Below are 16,870 nucleotides of genomic sequence, written 5' to 3'. Positions count from 1 at the left end.
GAGTAGGGCACCATCAGGGTTTTATTAAGTTAGTTTATTTTTAGAGTAAATTAACTTAATAAAGAATTTATTAGCAGCAATAGTGCAGTAGCTCCACCTGAATCCATACCGAACTCAGAAGTGAAATGCTGTAACGCCGATGGTAGTGTGGTGATTCGCCATGTGAGAGTAGGGCACTGCTAATTCCCATATTTTGCGGAGCGGTAGTTCAGCTGGTTAGAATACCTGCCTGTCACGCAGGGGGTCGCGGGTTCGAGTCCCGTCCGTTCCGCCACTTATTTAAGCGAGTATGATACTCGCTTTATCTATAGGGGCGTAGTTCAATTGGTAGAGCACCGGTCTCCAAAACCGGGTGTTGGGAGTTCGAGCCTCTCCGCCCCTGCCATTTTTGTAATTCAAATGTATCTAGAATTGTTTTTTTACCATATTTTTACAGATTATGTGGAATGAAAAAAATTTGGGATTTTTGTCCATTTTCTTTTTAAATGGAAAAGAGTGTTGGTTCTCTATTATATTTTTGATTGTTAATTACTTTTCTTATTCAAAAAATCTTTTATAAAGATAATCTTACATTTTTGCTTAATCCATTGTGATTATTTAATTTTCGTTTTAGTTCACTAAATAACCTTCTAGCCTATTTGTCGTTTTTTCTATATTTAACCCAGTATACTTTTCGAAGGTAAATAAATATTTTTCATAATATCTGAGGCTAGATAAAATCCCTCTTAAACCTTTATATTTATAAGGAAAACAACCCCTCCCATTACATTTATCTGACGGTTCATTTAAATAATATTGGTGCTTTAAATACCAATAATTTAAATGGCGATAAAATTCGTTTTTTCGGCTATCTTGCCAAGATCAAAAATATAAGGGGCTGAAGTAGATTAGCAAGTATGTTAGTCTATAAAAATGAAGATAACTCATTGTAAATTAAAGAAATCTATACAAAAAAGACTGCTTGAATTTTTTGTGCTCGAAGTGACCGCTCGTTCAGCTGCTGATATTCTTGGTATTCAACCTAACTCAGCGATTTTGTTTTACCATAAAATTCGTCAAGTCATCGACTACCATTTATCCCTTGAAGCCAATGATATTTTTGAGGGAAAAATCGAGTTAGATGAGAGCTATTTTGGTGGACATCGTAAAGGAAAACGTGGTCGAGGTGCAGCAGGGAAAGGTGTTTACTGTCGTTTTTGAAAATACGAAGAGTGAAACATTACTCCCTGTTATTAAAAGGAAAGTTAAGCCTGATAGCTGGGTTTATACCGACACTTATCGTAGCTATGATGCCCTATGAGTGAATTCTACCACGAGCGAATTAACCATTCCGAGATATTTGCCGAGCGAGAAAATCATATCAATGGGATTGAAAATTTTTGGAGCCAAGCTAAGCGAGTACTTCGAAAATATAACGGAATAAACCGAAAAAACTTTCCTTTATTCTTGAAGGAATGTGAATTTCGGTTTAATGTTGGAACACCTAAAATGCAGCTTAAAACCTTGCGAAAATGGTGTGAAATTTAGGGCTAATCTACTTCAGCCCCAAAAAGAATATACTCTAGACACAATTTGTATGAACTGGAAGATAGATCACACTTTCATTCGTTGTTTGTTGTTTACTTTTTAATTTTTAATTTTTAATTTATTAGGGGTCTTTATGGATATTCATAAACTCATTGAAGTTTTAGACTCACAACAGAATATTAACGTAGCTGATGCTTATTTAAAACGTTGTGTATTAAATTAAAAGATAAATCTTTAGTTGAGAAGATGGTTGATTGTTTGCTATTCCCATTTCGCAAACTCGACATATTCCAAAAGCTCAGGGTATTGTTTTAACCATTTATGCCATTGAATTTTATCGACTTCAAGGGTAATTAAACGATCACCAAATTCATTAAATTGTTCTTGTTGAATACAATTTTGTAAACGGAATTGAGTGTAAATATACCCTGCGATGTTGGGTAGTAATACTTTTTCTGATACCAACTCATTTTTCAGTCGAGCTCGCATTGCTTCAAAAAGTAGCTCAATTCCCTGTTGATTTTGAGCAGATAAATAAACAGCGATTGGTTTGCCATCATCTTGATATTCGATATGTGGCTCAATACCTGCCAATTTATCGACTTTGTTGAATACTAATAAAGTTGGAATATCAAGGGCATTGATTTCATCAAGCACTTGATTGACGGCATCAATGTTCTCATTTTTACGTTCATCAGACACATCAATAACGTGCAGTAATAATGTTGCCTCGGTAGTTTCTTGCAAAGTGGATTTGAATGCGGACACTAAATCGTGGGGAAGAAAGCGAATAAAACCAACGGTATCAGCCAAAATAGTTGTACCCACATCTTGTACTTCAATGCGACGTAAAGTGGGATCAAGCGTTGCAAACAGTTGATCTGCCGCATAGACACCAGCATCAGTAATGGCATTAAACAGCGTTGATTTACCTGCATTGGTATAGCCAACCAAAGAAACAGTAGGAATATCTGCCTTCTGACGTGTTTTTCGGTTCTGGTTACGCTGTTTACTGACCTTTTCTAGACGATTTTGTAGTTGCTGGATGCGAACTTTAATTAAACGGCGATCGGTTTCAAGCTGAGTTTCTCCTGGCCCTCGCAAGCCGACAGCACCACCTTTTTGTTGATCCTGATTGCCTAAACGGCGTACTAAGCGGGTAGATAAATGGCGTAATTGTGCAAGTTCAACTTGAAGTTTCCCTTCGTGAGATCTCGCTCGTTGTGCGAAGATATCTAAAATAAGTCCTGTACGATCGACCACTCGACAATCACACAATGATTGTAAGTTTCTCGTTTGTGCTGGGCTTAATTGATGATTGACTAAAACCACTGTTGCACCAAATTCCGTCACTGCATCGGCAATTTCTTGGGCTTTCCCTTGCCCTACATAATATTTAATATGGGGTGCAGAACGAGAAGTGGTTAAGGTAGCCACTATCTCAACACCAGCAGATTCCGCTAGGGTTTGAAATTCCAGTAAGTTTTCAGTGTCTTTGGTTTGAGAAAGATAAAGATGAACTAAAATTGCCCGCTCTTTACTTGGGACATTTTTATCGTTGATAGTGGGACTAAATATTGCCGTTTCTTCCATCGGCAATAAATCACCAAACGTAGAATGTTCCACGTTTGGTTCCGAGCAAAAATTTGACGTAGTAATATTGAATTATTCCGCTTCTTCAGCTTTTTCTACCACAGAATGTTGTGGTTGTGCTGAGCTGTTATTGTTGTTATGTGTAATCGCTCTTGCTGGTACGATTGTTGAAATCGCGTGTTTATAAACCATTTGGCTTACAGTGTTTTTTAATAAAATCACGAATTGGTCAAAAGATTCAATTTGACCTTGCAATTTAATACCATTTACTAAGTAAATAGAAACAGGAATGCGTTCACGACGTAGTGCGTTTAAGTATGGATCTTGGAGTGATTGACCTTTTGCCATTTTGTAGTCCCTTCTAGTTATTGTTTTATTGTTGTTTATTGCCGAAGGCGAGCCAATCTTATCATAAATTATTTCGCTTTTGCGCCAAATTTTCGATCATTTTTGTATAAGCGCCCTGTGGATCTAAGCTATCAAGCCACTCCACCTCACTTGTCCAACCTCTTAGCCAAGTGATTTGACGTTTTGCCAATTGGCGAGTTGCACAAATGCCTTTATAGATAGCTTCATCTAAGCTGACCTCACCGGCTAAATATTCCCACATTTGACGGTAGCCAACACAACGAATGGAAGGTAAATCAGGATGAAGATCTTGGCGTTTAAACAAGCGTTGCACCTCTTGCTCAAAGCCCAATTCAATCATTTTATGAAAACGTTGTTCAATACGTTGATGTAACACACTTCGTTCTTGTGGAGCAATGGCAAATTGGAGAATGTCATAAGGAATGCTTTCCCCTTGTTGAGCGGTCAGTTCCGTCATTGTTTTGCCTGAAAGATAGAAAACTTCTAAAGCTCGGTTAATTCTTTGGCTATCATTCGGGTTTATACGTTGGGCTGAAATGGGGTCAATGTTGAGTAATTCTTGATGAAGCGAATCCCAACCTAGTTTCTCGGCTTTTGCTTCAATTTCTGCACGAATTTGAGTATTGGCGGAAGGTAAAGGCGATAAACCGTCCAATAAACCTTTATAGTAGAGCATAGTGCCACCGACTAGTAAGGGAATTTTACCTTGAGCGGTAATGTCTGCCATTTCTCGTAACGCATCTTCACGAAAGTTTGCGACAGAATAGCTTTCGGCAGGATCGAGAATATCAATCAAACGATGAGGGGCAAGCGCTAGTTCAGCTTGGTTTGGTTTGGCTGTTCCAATATCCATTCCTTTATAAATTAACGCTGAATCGACACTAATTACCTCAACAGGTAGAGTTTGGCGGAGCTGAATCGCTAGATCCGTTTTACCTGAAGCGGTGGGCCCCATTAAAAAAATCGCAAGTGGTTTTGACATATTTAAACGAATTAAAATAATAAGCGGTGAGATTTTACCGAAATTTTGCAAAAAATTCAGTAAATCCTACCGCTTGTAAAGTAGAAAGCCCTGTAAAAACAGGGCTTTGCTAAAAATTGGAGTTAGTATTGGAATACTAATTAGCCTAATTTTTTGATTTGAGCAACTAATTTAGCTTTGTGGTTAGCTGCTTTGTTAGCGTGGATTAAGCCTTTAGATGCCATACGATCCACTACTTTTTGCATTTCAACGAAAGCTGCTTCTGAAGCTGCTTTATCGCCAGTTGCTACTGCTGCGTAAACTTTTTTGATGAATGTACGCATCATAGAGCGTTGGCTTGCGTTGTGTTGGCGACGTTTTTCAGATTGAATCGCGCGTTTTTTTGCTGACTTGATATTAGCCAAGGTCAAACTCCTAAAAATATCTGTGTAAAAATAAAAAACATAAAAAGAGAATAACCTAACTTTTTATGTGCTATCGATAGTTTAAAGATTCATTTTCAACGAGACACGTGCTTGAAAATAACATCGTTTCACGCAAGAAACAGTTCTTGTGTAAAAGATAGGGGGCGATTTTATCAGTTTTTTTCTGATTTTCCTACAACAAACTGCTAAAATTCCGATCAATTTTCAATGACAAAGAGAAAGCTTGTGAGTAAGAAATTATTAAGATCGGGGATCGTTGTAAGTAGTATGACCTTGATTTCCCGCATATTAGGGTTAGTTCGAGATGTCGTTGTAGCCAATTTACTTGGCACTGGAATTGCGGCAGATGTTTTTTTATTTGCTAATCGTATTCCGAATTTTTTACGCAGATTGTTTGCAGAAGGTGCATTTTCTAAAGCCTTTGTCCCTGTTTTAGCCGAATATAATGCTGACAACGATCCAAATAAAACGCGTGAGTTTATTGCTAAGGTGTCTGGTACATTGGGGGGATTGGTTTCAATGGTGACTTTAGTGGCAATGATTGCTTCGCCTGTTGTTGCGGCATTATTTGGCACAGGGTGGTTTTTAGATTGGGTACAGGATGGGCCTAATGCGGAGAAATTTACCCAAGCCTCGCTATTATTAAAAATCACATTTCCTTATTTGTGGTTTATAACCTTTGTTGCATTGGCAGGAGCTGTCCTTAACACCTTAGGTAAATTTGGTGTAATGGCATTTTCCCCTGTTCTATTAAATGTGGCGATCATCGCCGTTGCTATTTGGGCATCACCTTATTTTGACTCACCTGATGTGGCATTAGCTTGGGGGGTATTTTTAGGTGGATTACTGCAATTCTTATTTCAATTACCATTCTTAAAAAAAGAAGGATTATTAGTCAAACCGCAATGGGCATGGCACGATGAAGGCGTAAAAAAAGTCCGCACATTGATGATTCCAGCACTGTTCGGTGTATCGGTTACACAGCTCAATTTATTATTAAATCAAGTCATTGCCAGTTTTCTGGTGACAGGCTCAATCAGTTGGCTTTACTATGCCGATCGGATGATTGAATTTCCGTTGGGATTATTTGGAATTGCGATCTCAACGGTTATTTTACCTAGCCTTTCTCGTATTGCTAAACAGAAAGATCTAACGGAACACCAACGAGCAGATAACTTTGCTCAAACAATGGATTGGGGCGTTAGAATGGTGCTATTGCTTGGTGTCCCTGCAATGATTGGCATTGCAATTTTAGCTGAACCGTTAATGATGACGATGTTTATGCGTGGTAAGTTTCAGTTTATTGACGTAGTTGCATCAGCTAAAGCATTATTCGTAATGTGTTTTGGATTAATTAGCTATATGTTAATTAACGTTTTAGCGAACGGGTTTTACGCCCACCAAAATACCAAAACGCCCGTTCGAATTGGGATTATTGCTGCAATCAGTAATATTTGCCTTGGTGTATTAGCCATTCCATTCGGATATGTCGGATTAGCAATGGCATCAGCATTATCCGCTTTGGTGAATGCAAGCTTACTCTATCGAGGGTTAATGAAAAATCAGGTATATAAAATTAGCCATAAAACGATCCTATTTAGCCTAAAATTGCTGATAGCAGGTTGTATTATGGGGGCTTTCGTTTCTTATTTCTCGCCTCAATTACCCCAATGGGCGTTGCTTTCGATTTGGGGCAAAATCCATTGGTTGATTTGGTTGATTTCTCTTGCTGCGATTACCTATTTTGCTACCTTAATTGCATTAGGTATTCGCCCGAGAGATCTGAAAGCAAATCACGAGTAAACAAGCGGTAGGATTGTCAGTAAAATTTACAATCTTACTCACTCACATAGAGGGACAGCTAGAGTCCCTCTATGGCTACAAAGGTGTTATTTTTCTTCTTTATATAACTTGCTAATGATATCCAAAACTAACGGAAATTCCGTAACCCCTTCTCGGTCTAAAAAATGCCCACCTGTAGGTAAACGGATATAGTCAGCTTTTAAATGTTTAGCTAATTCATCACTATAAGTGTGTGGCACAATAGTATCATCTAGCGAAGCAATAACGTACGACTTGAATGGCATACAAGGTGGCAAAATGGCATAAAGATTAGAAAATGCAGCCAATTCTGGTAAGGTGCTGATAGGTTGATAAAAACCAGAAACCAAGATTGCCGCCAAAGGCTGGGCGTAGTGCTTCGCTAAAAAATTTAGCGAAGCAATACAGCCCAAACTATGTCCAACCAAAATAGTGTTCTCATCCACTTGAATGTGATTTTCTAAATGCGTCAGCCATTTATCACAATGTGGATTTTCTGAATCTGGCATCTCTAAACGGATGCAATCAACCCCAATTTCCCCTAATTTTTTTTCTAGCCAAGGAAACCAATGTTTATCGGGTGATGCGCCATAGCCATGTATTACATAAACTTTTTTCATAAATGTCCTTGTTTATTATTGCTAATAGATTTTTTTCCGATTATGGCATTTTTATGAGAAATATAACAGAGACGACAATTTTATTTATATAAATAGATTTTATAAGATCTAGAATAGATTAATAAGAAAGCTGAACTTGATCTAATATCAAATTCAGCTTTTATTTATGATAACAATTTGACTTTTAGAGAGACTCTAATTTAATTGTTTTTTGAGCGTTAGCGTTTATTTGCTAATTTTGTTTTGGTTAGTTCGTAAACGCGTAGTTTCGCAATTTCTCTTGCTAATTTTGCTGTGAGATCTGCATCATTAGTTTTGCCAAGATTTTCTTCAGCTTTACGTTTTGCGGCTAAAATGCGTTGTTCATCTAGTTCATCACCACGAATTGCTGTATCAGCTAAAACCGTTACTACGGTTGGTTGAACTTCAAGAAAACCACCAGAAACATAGATAAATTCTTCTTTGCTATCCGCTAGGTTAAATTTTACCATTCCTGGTTTTATTGCGGTTAATAATGGGGTATGCCCAGCATAAATACCAAGCTCCCCATCAATTCCTGAAACTCGAACACTCGTGACTTGACCTTTGAAGATTTCACGTTCCGCACTTACGACGGTCAATTCAAATTGAGATGCCATTTTGTTCTCCTGTTTACCTAATTAAAGTTTAGGGAACAATTACATCTTGTTCGCTCTTTCGATCACTTCGTCAATTGAACCCGCCATATAGAACGCTTGTTCTGGAATATGGTCGTATTCACCTTCTAAGATGCCTTTGAAACCACGAATGGTTTCTTTTAATGGTACATATTTACCTGGTGTACCGTTAAATACTTCAGCAACGAAGAATGGTTGAGATAAGTAACGTTCGATTTTACGTGCACGAGATACAACTAATTTATCTTCTTCAGATAATTCGTCCATACCTAAGATGGCAATAATATCTTTTAACTCTTTATAGCGTTGAAGTGTTTTTTGGACACCGCGTGCAACGTTATAATGCTCTTCACCAACAACAAGAGGATCTAATTGACGTGAAGTTGAGTCAAGCGGGTCAATCGCTGGATAAATACCTAATGATGCGATTTGACGACTTAGTACGACTGTTGAGTCTAAGTGAGCGAAGGTTGTTGCTGGCGATGGGTCAGTTAAGTCATCGGCAGGAACGTAAACCGCTTGTACAGATGTGATAGAACCTGTTTTGGTTGAAGTAATGCGTTCTTGAAGTACGCCCATCTCTTCTGCAAGAGTTGGTTGGTAACCTACCGCTGATGGCATACGACCTAATAATGCAGACACTTCAGTACCAGCAAGGGTATAACGATAAATATTATCCACGAAGAATAATACGTCACGACCTTCATCACGGAATTTTTCTGCCATTGTTAAGCCAGTTAATGCAACACGTAAACGGTTACCTGGTGGCTCATTCATTTGACCATAAACCAGTGATACTTTATCTAATACGTTAGAATCTTTCATTTCGTGGTAGAAGTCATTACCTTCACGCGTACGCTCACCTACACCAGCAAATACGGAGTAACCTGAGTGTTCAATTGCGATATTACGGATTAACTCCATCATATTTACGGTTTTACCTACACCCGCACCACCGAATAAACCAACTTTACCCCCTTTAGCAAACGGGCAGATTAAGTCGATAACTTTAATCCCTGTTTCTAAGAGTTCTGTGCTGTTTGCTTGTTCTTCATAGCTTGGTGCTGCACGGTGAATTGACCAACGCTCTTCTTCGCCGATTGGGCCAGCTTCGTCAATAGGATCACCTAATACGTTCATAATACGACCAAGTGTTTTTGTCCCTACGGGTACTTTAATCGCTTCGTTCGTATTCTCAACTTTTAAGCCACGCTTTAATCCATCTGAAGTACCTAGTGCGATACAACGTACTAAGCCTCCACCTAATTGTTGTTGAACTTCTAAGGTTAAACCAGATTCAACTTTTAATGCATCATAAACTTTTGGTACTGCATCTTGCGGAAATTCAACGTCGATGACTGCACCGATGATTTGTACAATTTTTCCAGTTGCCATTACCGTTCCTCTATTCTTGGTTAAATTGCTGCGGCACCCGCAACAATTTCATTTAATTCATTCGTAATACTCGCTTGACGCGCTTTGTTATACACCAACTGTAATTCATTAATTAAATTACCTGCATTATCAGTTGCTGCTTTCATTGCGACCATTCGAGCTGCCTGTTCAGACGCAAGGTTATCAACAATTGCTTGATACACTTGAGATTCTAAGTAACGGACTAATAAGCTATCTAATAGAACCTGTGGATTTGGTTCATAAAGATAATCCCAAGAGCCTTTTGTTTCTAGATTATCGTTCTCAAGTGCTGGCAATGGAAGAAGTTGTTGAGCTGTCGGTTTTTGTGACATCGTATTTACAAAACGGTTATAGACGATATGCACTTCGTCAATCTCACCTTCTCGGTAAGCATTTACCATTCCATTTACAATACCCACTAAATCTTCCATTGCAGGAGTATCGCCTAAACCATTCACTTGGGCTTTGATCTCAATTCCCATATTTTGGAAAAATGAAATTGCTTTATTTCCAACTAAACCTAAGCGAACGCTTACACCTTTATCTTTTTGTGTTTTCAATTCATTTAATACTGTTTTAAATAAATTGACGTTCAAACCACCACATAAACCGCGATCGGTTGAAACAACAAGATAACCTACTTTTTTAACTTCTCTAGGTGTTAAGAAAGGGTGTTTATAACCAATACTTCCTTTGGCAATATGGCTAATTACCTTACGGATGGTTTCTGCATAAGGACGAGATGCACTCATTCTTTCTTGCGTTTTACGCATTTTTGATGCAGCAACCATTTCCATTGCTTTAGTAATTTTTTGCGTATTACGAACACTTGCAATTTTGGTTCTTATCTCTTTAGCACCTGCCATATTATTTCTCCGCTAAAGTAGAATTACCACGCACTATTCTTTTTGAAACTACTTAAAATCTCAGTTAATTGATCTTTAATAGCATCATTATAGTCGCCTGATTTAGATAGTTCTTTCATAAAGTCGGCATATTGAGCATTCGCATACTCTAACAACGCAGCTTCAAATGAACCAATACGCTCAACTTCCACATCGTCTAAGAAACCAAACTCAGCGGCAGCTAACACTAAACCTAATTGTGCTACTGACATCGGTGCAAATTGTTTCTGTTTTAATAATTCAGTTACTTTCTGACCGTGTGACAGTTGTTTGCGTGTTGCATCGTCAAGATCTGATGCGAACTGTGCGAATGCTGCTAATTCACGATATTGTGCCAATGCTGTACGAATACCGCCTGACATTTTCTTCACAACTTTAGTTTGTGCAGAACTACCTACACGAGAAACTGAAATACCAGGGTTTACCGCAGGGCGAATACCCGCATTGAATAAGCCTGATTCTAAGAAGATCTGACCATCAGTAATTGAAATTACGTTAGTTGGTACGAATGCAGATACGTCACCTGCTTGTGTTTCAATAATTGGTAAGGCTGTTAAAGAACCTGTTTGACCTTTTACCGCTCCGTTAGTGAAACGCTCTACATAGTCTGCATTTACACGAGAAGCACGTTCTAGTAAACGAGAGTGTAGGTAGAATACATCACCTGGGAATGCTTCACGACCTGGTGGACGACGTAAAAGTAGAGAAATTTGACGGTAAGCAACCGCTTGTTTAGATAAATCATCATAAACAATTAACGCATCTTCACCGCGATCGCGGAAATATTCACCCATTGCACAACCTGCATAAGGTGCTAGGTATTGCAATGCTGCAGATTCAGATGCTGATGCCACAACTACGATTGTATTTTGTAACGCACCATGCTCTTCTAATTTACGTACTACGTTTGAAATTGTTGATGCTTTTTGTCCAATCGCAACATAGATACATTTGATACCTGAATCACGTTGGTTGATGATTGCATCAATAGCTAATGCAGTTTTACCTGTTTGACGGTCACCGATAATTAACTCACGCTGACCACGACCGATTGGAACCATTGAGTCAACTGCTTTATAACCAGTTTGAACTGGTTGATCAACGGATTGACGATCAATAACACCTGGTGCAATCACTTCAATTGGTGAGAAACCATCGTTTTCAATTTCACCTTTACCATCGATTGGCTGACCTAAGGTATTAACAACACGACCCAATAAACCACGACCAACAGGCACTTCTAAAATACGGCCAGTACATTTAACTTCCATACCTTCCGCTAAATCAGCGTATGGACCCATTACTACTGCACCAACAGAATCTCTTTCTAAGTTTAATGCAATCGCATAACGATTGCCTGGTAATGCAATCATTTCCCCTTGCATTACATCAGATAAGCCATGGATACGAATAATACCATCGCTTACTGAAACGATTGTACCAGTACTTTGTGCATCACTGACCACATTGAACTGTGCAATACGTTTTTTAATCAATTCACTAATTTCTGTAGAATTTAGTTGCATTTTCTATTCCTCTTACAAGCACAACTCAGTTGCTAAACGATTTAGTTGTCCACGACTACTACCATCAATAACGGTATCATCATAACGAATAATTACACCAGCAAGCAGTGAACTATCTACGCGTGAAACAAGACGTACTTTGCAATCAAGTCGCTTCTCCATCGCAGTTGCGATTTTAGTTTTTTGAGCTTCACTTAATTCTGTTGCAGAAACAACTTCAACTTCTTTAGTCGATTCGTAATCCGAACGAAATTCAAGAAATGCATTTAACACCGAAGGTAACGCACTTAAACGTTTATTTTCGGCCATAATACGAATGAAATTTTGCCCATATTGGTCAAGTTGTTCAGCACAAATCGCAATAAACATCTCTGCAATTTTGCTAGGTGCAAGTGATGAACTAATAAAATCAGTGACTTCGTCATTTTCTGCAACGAGTGCCGAAAATTGTAACATCTCTTGCCATTTATCCAACTGACCTTGTTCTAAAGCAAAATCAAAAGCTGCTTTAGCATAGGGGCGAGCTACTGTAGTTAATTCTGACATCTGCCCCCCTCAATTATAGTTCTGCAACTAGCTTATCAATAATGTCATTGTTTGCCGCTGCATCAACGGAGCGACCCACAATTTTCTCTGCACCAGCAACTGCCAATGCTGCCACTTTTTGACGAAGCTCTTCTTGAACTCGTTTACGTTCGTTTTCAACTTCTGCGTAACCTTGCTCAATAATTTTTGCTTTTTCTGCTTCAGCTTCAGCTTGGACAGACTCTAAAATTTCATTACGACGTTTAGTAGCTAAATCAACGATTTGTTGCGCTTCTTCACGTGCTTTTGCGAGTTCTTGTTCAACTAAAACTTTCGTGTCAGCTTGTTCTTGCTTTGCTTTTTCCGCACTTGCAAGAGCGTCAGCGATATTCGCTTGACGAGTTTCAATCGCTTTAATTAGCGGCGGCCATACAAACTTCATACAGAACCACACAAATAGTGAGAACGCAATCAGTTGGCCAATTAGTGTTGCATTTAAATTCACAACGCCCTCCTCAAAAGTCGGCTAAGTTACTCAATAATAACCTATCAGCTATCTCAAATAACTATGGTTAAACAAATCCGACTTATTTCAATAAATCAATGAACGGGTTTGCGAAGATGAAAAGTAAAGAAATACCTACTGCAATCATTGCAATCGCATCAAGAAGACCTGCAACGATAAACATTTTAGTTTGTAAGCTACTTGCTAATTCAGGTTGACGAGCAGATGATTCTAAGAATTTACCACCTAAGATAGCGAAGCCAATCGCTGTACCAAGTGCAGCAAATGCAAGTAGGATTGACGCACCAATAATTGTTGCTGTAATTACAGTTTCCATAATGTTCTCCATTAAGATTGAGTAAAAAGCCTTTCGGCTAGGGTTAATAAAAAAGTAAAGTAAAAATCATTTGATTGGATTTCACAAGGGGTCAGATTTTGGCAAAAAATTTCAAGAAACTAACCGCTTACCAATCTATTTTGTTTAGTGATCTGCCTTATTGTAAGCAATGCTCAAGTAAACAATCGTTAGCATCATAAAGATGAATGCTTGTAGCGTAATCACGAGAATATGGAAAATCGCCCAAGCTAAATGTAATGGCAAGCCTAACGCCTGAAGTAAGAAATTATCTGCCATATACATTACTGCAATTAAGATAAAGATTAGCTCACCTGCATACATATTACCGAATAAACGGAATGCTAATGAAATAGGTTTTGCAATCAATGTAACTAATTCTAAAACTAAGTTTACTGGAATAAATGCCCAGTGATTAAACGGGTGAAGGGTATATTCTTTAACAAAACCACTTACCCCTTTTGATTTAATTGTATAGAAAATAATTAAGCAGAATACGCAAATAGCCATACCTAAAGTTGCACTAATATCTGCTGTTGGTACTGCACGTAAATAGTGGATACCTAACATTTCTGCAAATTGAGGTGGGAAATCAACAGGAATTAAGTCAATAGCATTCATCACAAACACCCAACAGAAAACCGTTAATGCTATTGGTGCAACAGCATCACGAGAACCGTGGAAGTTATCTTTAACTAAACCATTAACCCATTCTATAATCATTTCAACAAAGCATTGAAATTTCCCAGGAACACCCGTTGTTGCCTTCTTGGCTACACGAGTAAAGAAAAATAGGAAGATAGCACCTGCAACTAATGAAAAAAACAGGGTATCTAAGTGTACATTCCAGAAACCATCCCCAGTTTTGAGAAAGGTTAAGTGGTGACCAATATAATCAGCGGTAGTTTGACCAGCCATAATTTATCCCTTTGAAATTAAACGAAACCTATTTTGCTCGAAGCTTCAATAAAATTGGCAACAAGCTATTACATAGCAACATAAAAAAATAACCTACAAAAAAAGCCACAAAGTTCATTGTTGGATAGCTTTTAAATGCAACCACAATCAATATAATAGTGAGTAACCATTTAAGTCCTTCACCACGATAGAAAGCGGTCATTTTATTCGTATTTTTTGCAGGTTCACGGAAAAAAATCCAATAAACAAATAGACAGAATGGTATAAAACCACACAGGCAACCCACTGCATACGAAAATGCAAACTCTACATTCTGTAAAAAAGTTAATACCACCGAAACGAAAACAAGCAATAAGAACTGGAGAATAATTACAATTCTATAAAGCCTTTTTGCTTGATTAAGTACAGCCGACATTACTACCTTTTATGTGAATGAACAATAAGTAAAAGTAAACGAATGATTGCATATTGTAGATAAACGTAAATTTACGCAATCAAAATCTTGTAAATTATACTTTTTTTAACAAATTATTCCAACCAATAAAGAATAGAAAAATGCGGCATACTTAACACTTTTATAAATTATTTTAATGAGTGACTAATTTGTGAACATAAATTTCATTTAAGGTGTTTTAGCTTGTTACAGAGGTGTGTTGTTTTTATAATCAATTTAGGTAAATAAACAACAATTAAGTGAATAAAATGCTATTATCTCTTTTAATTTCATTCAATATTAAGGAACTTTATGTCTAGAAAACTCAATTTTGTAATGATTTCTCCGCATTTTCCTGCAAATTTTGAAACGTTCGCAGTGAGATTAAGGGAGAATGGGTTTAATACTTTAGGGATTGCCGATACACCTTATGAGCAATTAAGCGAGGGGTTACGCAATTCATTAACGGAGTATTATCGTGTTGATAGTATGGAAGATTATGAGCAAGTGTATCGTGCGGTAGGTTATTTTGCCCATAAATATGGGCGAATCGATCGCATTGAATCTCATAACGAGCATTGGTTAGAGCTGGATGCTAAATTACGTACCGATTTCAATGTCTTCGGCTATAAAACGGAAGATATGCTAGCGATTAAAACAAAATCGCAAATGAAGGAAGTTTTCCGTAAAGCAGGCTTAAAAGTCGCTCAGGGGCGTGTTTTTAAAGATGATGAAGATGCGCTTAAATTAGTTAAGCAACTCAAATATCCTGTCATCATTAAACCAAACTCAGGTGTTGGAGCTAGTGATACTTATAAAGTAAAGAACAGTCAAGATTTAGCTGATTTCTTCAACAGTAAAAACCCGAGCGTAGAATATATTATGGAAGAATTTATTGAAGGCGATATTGTTACCTTTGATGGTTTGACCGATCACGAAGGTAACATTGTTTTCTATTCTGTGCTTGAATATTCTGAGGTTGTGATTGATATTGTGTCTCAAGATCGTGATATTTATTTTTACGTTCCGCGTGAAATCCCACAAGATCTCATTACATTAGGTAAAAAATGTGTGGAAGCATTTAAAGTAAGAGAGCGCTTTTTCCATTTTGAATTTTTCCGTGTTAAAGGTTCAAATGAATTGATGCCACTTGAAATTAACTGCCGTCCACCAGGTGGATTAACCATTGATATGTGGAACTATGCCAACGATTTTGATGTATTTAGAGAATATTCAAATATTGTTAAAGAGAATAAGTTCTATACTGACATTAAGCACCCTTGGAATGTGGTTTATATTGCACGCAAAGCAAATAAAAATTACGTGAATTCTATCCAAGATGTTTGCGAGAAATATGCAAGCAATATTATTAGTGTTCAAAGTGTACCAGGTATTTTCGCCAAAATTATGGGGGAACAAGGCATACTGGCACGAACAGCAAGCATTAAAGAAATGCACGAAATTGCTCACTTTGCTCAACAAAAACAATAAGGAATCACTATGCATTTTGAAAAAAGAAGTCATTGGAGTGGTGAGCTCGGTAGAGAAATGCACTTTAATGTTTATGGGCACGCAGGAAAACCTGTTATTGTGTTTCCATCATCAGGTGGAAATCAAAATGAATATGGCAATTTTGGAATGATTGATGCTTGTCGTTCATTTATTGAGAGAGGGCTCATAAAATTTTATACCCCTGATTCGTTTGATAGTGAGTCTTGGTTAGCAGAATGGAAATCAGGGCAAGATATGGCTCAAGCTCATAATGCTTATGATCGCTACATCATCAATGAATTAGTACCACTTATTCGGTATGAATCTAATTGGAGCGGTGCGATGATGGCAACAGGTTGCAGTATGGGAGGGTTTCATACGATTAACTTCGCATTACGCCACCCAGATTTATTTGATGTCGCTATTGCGCTTAGTGGTGTATATGATGCTCGTTTCTTTACTCAGGAATTTAATGGTAATCCAACAGTTTATTTCAATTCTCCTATTGATTATCTTTGGAATCAACAGGATAACTGGTTTTTAGATCGGTATCGTCAAAATCACTATATCGTTGCCGTAGGGCAAGGTGCTTGGGAAGAGCAACATATTGCCGATACTAAACGCTTAGAATATGCCTTTAAAGCAAAAGGTATTGACGGCTGGTTTGATTTTTGGGGAAAAGATGTCGATCATGATTGGCCTTGGTGGCGAGTTCAAATGCCTTATTTCTTAGGTAAACTGGAAGAGCAAGGGATTATTTAGAAAAAAGTTGTCAAAATCTGCCCGCTTGTTGCTGAAAACTT

17 protein-coding genes, 2 tRNA genes, 1 rRNA gene and 1 pseudogene are annotated in these 16,870 nt (G+C 37.8%); 7 read left to right on the top strand and 14 right to left on the bottom strand.

The annotated features are described in order from the left end of the window. The first annotated feature begins 69 nt into the window (after nt 1–69). The 4 genes and pseudogenes from rrf to A1D26_RS02495 all read left to right on the top strand — a co-directional run bounded on the left by rrf (nt 70) and on the right by A1D26_RS02495 (nt 1,527). Nucleotides 70–185: ribosomal RNA gene (gene rrf / locus A1D26_RS02510) — 5S ribosomal RNA — on the top strand. Between the two features lie 12 nt (nt 186–197). Continuing rightward, nucleotides 198–274, top strand: a tRNA-Asp gene (locus tag A1D26_RS02505). 35 nt (nt 275–309) lie between these two features. Continuing rightward, nucleotides 310–385 (top strand) — tRNA-Trp (locus A1D26_RS02500). 527 nt (nt 386–912) lie between these two features. Further along, nucleotides 913–1,527 (top strand): annotated as a pseudogene (locus tag A1D26_RS02495) (IS1595 family transposase). 261 nt (nt 1,528–1,788) lie between these two features. Here A1D26_RS02495 and hflX read toward each other — a convergent pair. The 4 genes from hflX to rpsT all read right to left on the bottom strand — a co-directional run bounded on the left by hflX (nt 1,789) and on the right by rpsT (nt 4,875). Further along, on the bottom strand, nt 1,789–3,120 hold the full coding sequence (gene hflX, locus A1D26_RS02490) for a ribosome rescue GTPase HflX (RefSeq protein ID WP_157402523.1): 1,332 nt from the start codon (nt 3,118–3,120) through the stop codon (nt 1,789–1,791). Between the two features lie 72 nt (nt 3,121–3,192). Beyond that, the gene (hfq, locus tag A1D26_RS02485; RefSeq protein ID WP_157402521.1) at nt 3,193–3,468 is read right to left on the bottom strand and encodes an RNA chaperone Hfq; all 276 of its coding nucleotides are present in this window, start codon (nt 3,466–3,468) and stop codon (nt 3,193–3,195) included. Nucleotides 3,469–3,529: 61 nt separating this feature from the next. Continuing rightward, the gene (gene miaA / locus A1D26_RS02480; protein WP_157402522.1) at nt 3,530–4,471 is read right to left on the bottom strand and encodes a tRNA (adenosine(37)-N6)-dimethylallyltransferase MiaA; all 942 of its coding nucleotides are present in this window, start codon (nt 4,469–4,471) and stop codon (nt 3,530–3,532) included. Between the two features lie 140 nt (nt 4,472–4,611). After that, the gene (gene rpsT / locus A1D26_RS02475; protein WP_157402520.1) at nt 4,612–4,875 is read right to left on the bottom strand and encodes a 30S ribosomal protein S20; all 264 of its coding nucleotides are present in this window, start codon (nt 4,873–4,875) and stop codon (nt 4,612–4,614) included. A gap of 246 nt (nt 4,876–5,121) precedes the next feature. On the opposite strand from rpsT, the gene murJ reads away from it, so the two are divergent. Beyond that, entirely contained in the window at nt 5,122–6,699 is a 1,578-nt protein-coding gene (gene murJ / locus A1D26_RS02470) for a murein biosynthesis integral membrane protein MurJ (RefSeq protein WP_157402519.1), read from the top strand. Between the two features lie 86 nt (nt 6,700–6,785). Here murJ and A1D26_RS02465 read toward each other — a convergent pair whose 3' ends face one another. From A1D26_RS02465 to A1D26_RS02420, 10 genes are all read right to left on the bottom strand, one after another. Continuing rightward, nucleotides 6,786–7,337, bottom strand: a complete 552-nt coding sequence (locus A1D26_RS02465; RefSeq protein ID WP_157402518.1) for an RBBP9/YdeN family alpha/beta hydrolase — start codon at nt 7,335–7,337, stop codon at nt 6,786–6,788. Nucleotides 7,338–7,555: 218 nt separating this feature from the next. Further along, a complete protein-coding gene (locus A1D26_RS02460; protein ID WP_157394296.1) occupies nt 7,556–7,975 on the bottom strand; it encodes a F0F1 ATP synthase subunit epsilon in 420 nt (139 codons plus the stop codon). 39 nt (nt 7,976–8,014) lie between these two features. Beyond that, on the bottom strand, nt 8,015–9,388 hold the full coding sequence (gene atpD / locus A1D26_RS02455; RefSeq protein WP_157394295.1) for a F0F1 ATP synthase subunit beta: 1,374 nt from the start codon (nt 9,386–9,388) through the stop codon (nt 8,015–8,017). A 20-nt stretch (nt 9,389–9,408) separates the two neighbouring features. After that, complete coding sequence (gene atpG / locus A1D26_RS02450) at nt 9,409–10,275, bottom strand: F0F1 ATP synthase subunit gamma (protein WP_157402517.1); 867 nt, start codon at nt 10,273–10,275, stop codon at nt 9,409–9,411. A 23-nt stretch (nt 10,276–10,298) separates the two neighbouring features. Beyond that, on the bottom strand, nt 10,299–11,840 hold the full coding sequence (gene atpA, locus A1D26_RS02445) for a F0F1 ATP synthase subunit alpha (RefSeq protein ID WP_157402516.1): 1,542 nt from the start codon (nt 11,838–11,840) through the stop codon (nt 10,299–10,301). A gap of 12 nt (nt 11,841–11,852) precedes the next feature. Beyond that, on the bottom strand, nt 11,853–12,386 hold the full coding sequence (atpH, locus tag A1D26_RS02440) for a F0F1 ATP synthase subunit delta (protein ID WP_157402515.1): 534 nt from the start codon (nt 12,384–12,386) through the stop codon (nt 11,853–11,855). 13 nt (nt 12,387–12,399) lie between these two features. Further along, nucleotides 12,400–12,870 (bottom strand): F0F1 ATP synthase subunit B, encoded by a 471-nt coding sequence (gene atpF / locus A1D26_RS02435; RefSeq protein ID WP_157402514.1) that lies wholly within the window; start codon nt 12,868–12,870, stop codon nt 12,400–12,402. A gap of 82 nt (nt 12,871–12,952) precedes the next feature. After that, a complete protein-coding gene (gene atpE, locus A1D26_RS02430) occupies nt 12,953–13,207 on the bottom strand; it encodes a F0F1 ATP synthase subunit C (RefSeq protein ID WP_005713637.1) in 255 nt (84 codons plus the stop codon). A 144-nt stretch (nt 13,208–13,351) separates the two neighbouring features. Further along, the gene (gene atpB, locus A1D26_RS02425) at nt 13,352–14,143 is read right to left on the bottom strand and encodes a F0F1 ATP synthase subunit A (RefSeq protein WP_157402513.1); all 792 of its coding nucleotides are present in this window, start codon (nt 14,141–14,143) and stop codon (nt 13,352–13,354) included. A 28-nt stretch (nt 14,144–14,171) separates the two neighbouring features. Then, complete coding sequence (locus A1D26_RS02420) at nt 14,172–14,558, bottom strand: ATP synthase subunit I (RefSeq protein ID WP_157402512.1); 387 nt, start codon at nt 14,556–14,558, stop codon at nt 14,172–14,174. 330 nt (nt 14,559–14,888) lie between these two features. Between A1D26_RS02420 and A1D26_RS02415 the strand changes: the two genes are divergently transcribed. Both A1D26_RS02415 and A1D26_RS02410 read left to right on the top strand, forming a co-directional pair. Then, nucleotides 14,889–16,067, top strand: coding sequence for an ATP-grasp domain-containing protein (locus A1D26_RS02415; RefSeq protein WP_157402511.1), 1,179 nt, complete (start codon nt 14,889–14,891; stop codon nt 16,065–16,067). 9 nt (nt 16,068–16,076) lie between these two features. Continuing rightward, complete coding sequence (locus A1D26_RS02410) at nt 16,077–16,829, top strand: esterase family protein (protein WP_157402510.1); 753 nt, start codon at nt 16,077–16,079, stop codon at nt 16,827–16,829. Nucleotides 16,830–16,870: the final 41 nt, after the last annotated feature.

The organism is Ursidibacter maritimus, assembly GCF_009761395.1.
Classification (GTDB): Bacteria; Pseudomonadota; Gammaproteobacteria; order Enterobacterales; family Pasteurellaceae; genus Ursidibacter; species Ursidibacter maritimus.
This window is presented reverse-complemented; position numbering and strand designations above follow the sequence as displayed.

What these genes read in the sequence shown, in the direction of transcription:
- atpA (WP_157402516.1), bottom strand. Translation starts at nt 11,840, where the DNA reads ATGCAACTAAATTCTACAGAAATTAGTGAATTGATTAAAAAACGTATT.
- hfq (WP_157402521.1), bottom strand. Translation starts at nt 3,468, where the DNA reads ATGGCAAAAGGTCAATCACTCCAAGATCCATACTTAAACGCACTACGT.
- atpG (WP_157402517.1), bottom strand. Translation starts at nt 10,275, where the DNA reads ATGGCAGGTGCTAAAGAGATAAGAACCAAAATTGCAAGTGTTCGTAAT.
- hflX (WP_157402523.1), bottom strand. Translation starts at nt 3,120, where the DNA reads ATGGAAGAAACGGCAATATTTAGTCCCACTATCAACGATAAAAATGTC.
- atpD (WP_157394295.1), bottom strand. Translation starts at nt 9,388, where the DNA reads ATGGCAACTGGAAAAATTGTACAAATCATCGGTGCAGTCATCGACGTT.
- atpE (WP_005713637.1), bottom strand. Translation starts at nt 13,207, where the DNA reads ATGGAAACTGTAATTACAGCAACAATTATTGGTGCGTCAATCCTACTT.
- atpB (WP_157402513.1), bottom strand. Translation starts at nt 14,143, where the DNA reads ATGGCTGGTCAAACTACCGCTGATTATATTGGTCACCACTTAACCTTT.
- A1D26_RS02460 (WP_157394296.1), bottom strand. Translation starts at nt 7,975, where the DNA reads ATGGCATCTCAATTTGAATTGACCGTCGTAAGTGCGGAACGTGAAATC.
- A1D26_RS02410 (WP_157402510.1), top strand. Translation starts at nt 16,077, where the DNA reads ATGCATTTTGAAAAAAGAAGTCATTGGAGTGGTGAGCTCGGTAGAGAA.
- miaA (WP_157402522.1), bottom strand. Translation starts at nt 4,471, where the DNA reads ATGTCAAAACCACTTGCGATTTTTTTAATGGGGCCCACCGCTTCAGGT.
- A1D26_RS02420 (WP_157402512.1), bottom strand. Translation starts at nt 14,558, where the DNA reads ATGTCGGCTGTACTTAATCAAGCAAAAAGGCTTTATAGAATTGTAATT.
- A1D26_RS02415 (WP_157402511.1), top strand. Translation starts at nt 14,889, where the DNA reads ATGTCTAGAAAACTCAATTTTGTAATGATTTCTCCGCATTTTCCTGCA.
- atpH (WP_157402515.1), bottom strand. Translation starts at nt 12,386, where the DNA reads ATGTCAGAATTAACTACAGTAGCTCGCCCCTATGCTAAAGCAGCTTTT.
- A1D26_RS02465 (WP_157402518.1), bottom strand. Translation starts at nt 7,337, where the DNA reads ATGAAAAAAGTTTATGTAATACATGGCTATGGCGCATCACCCGATAAA.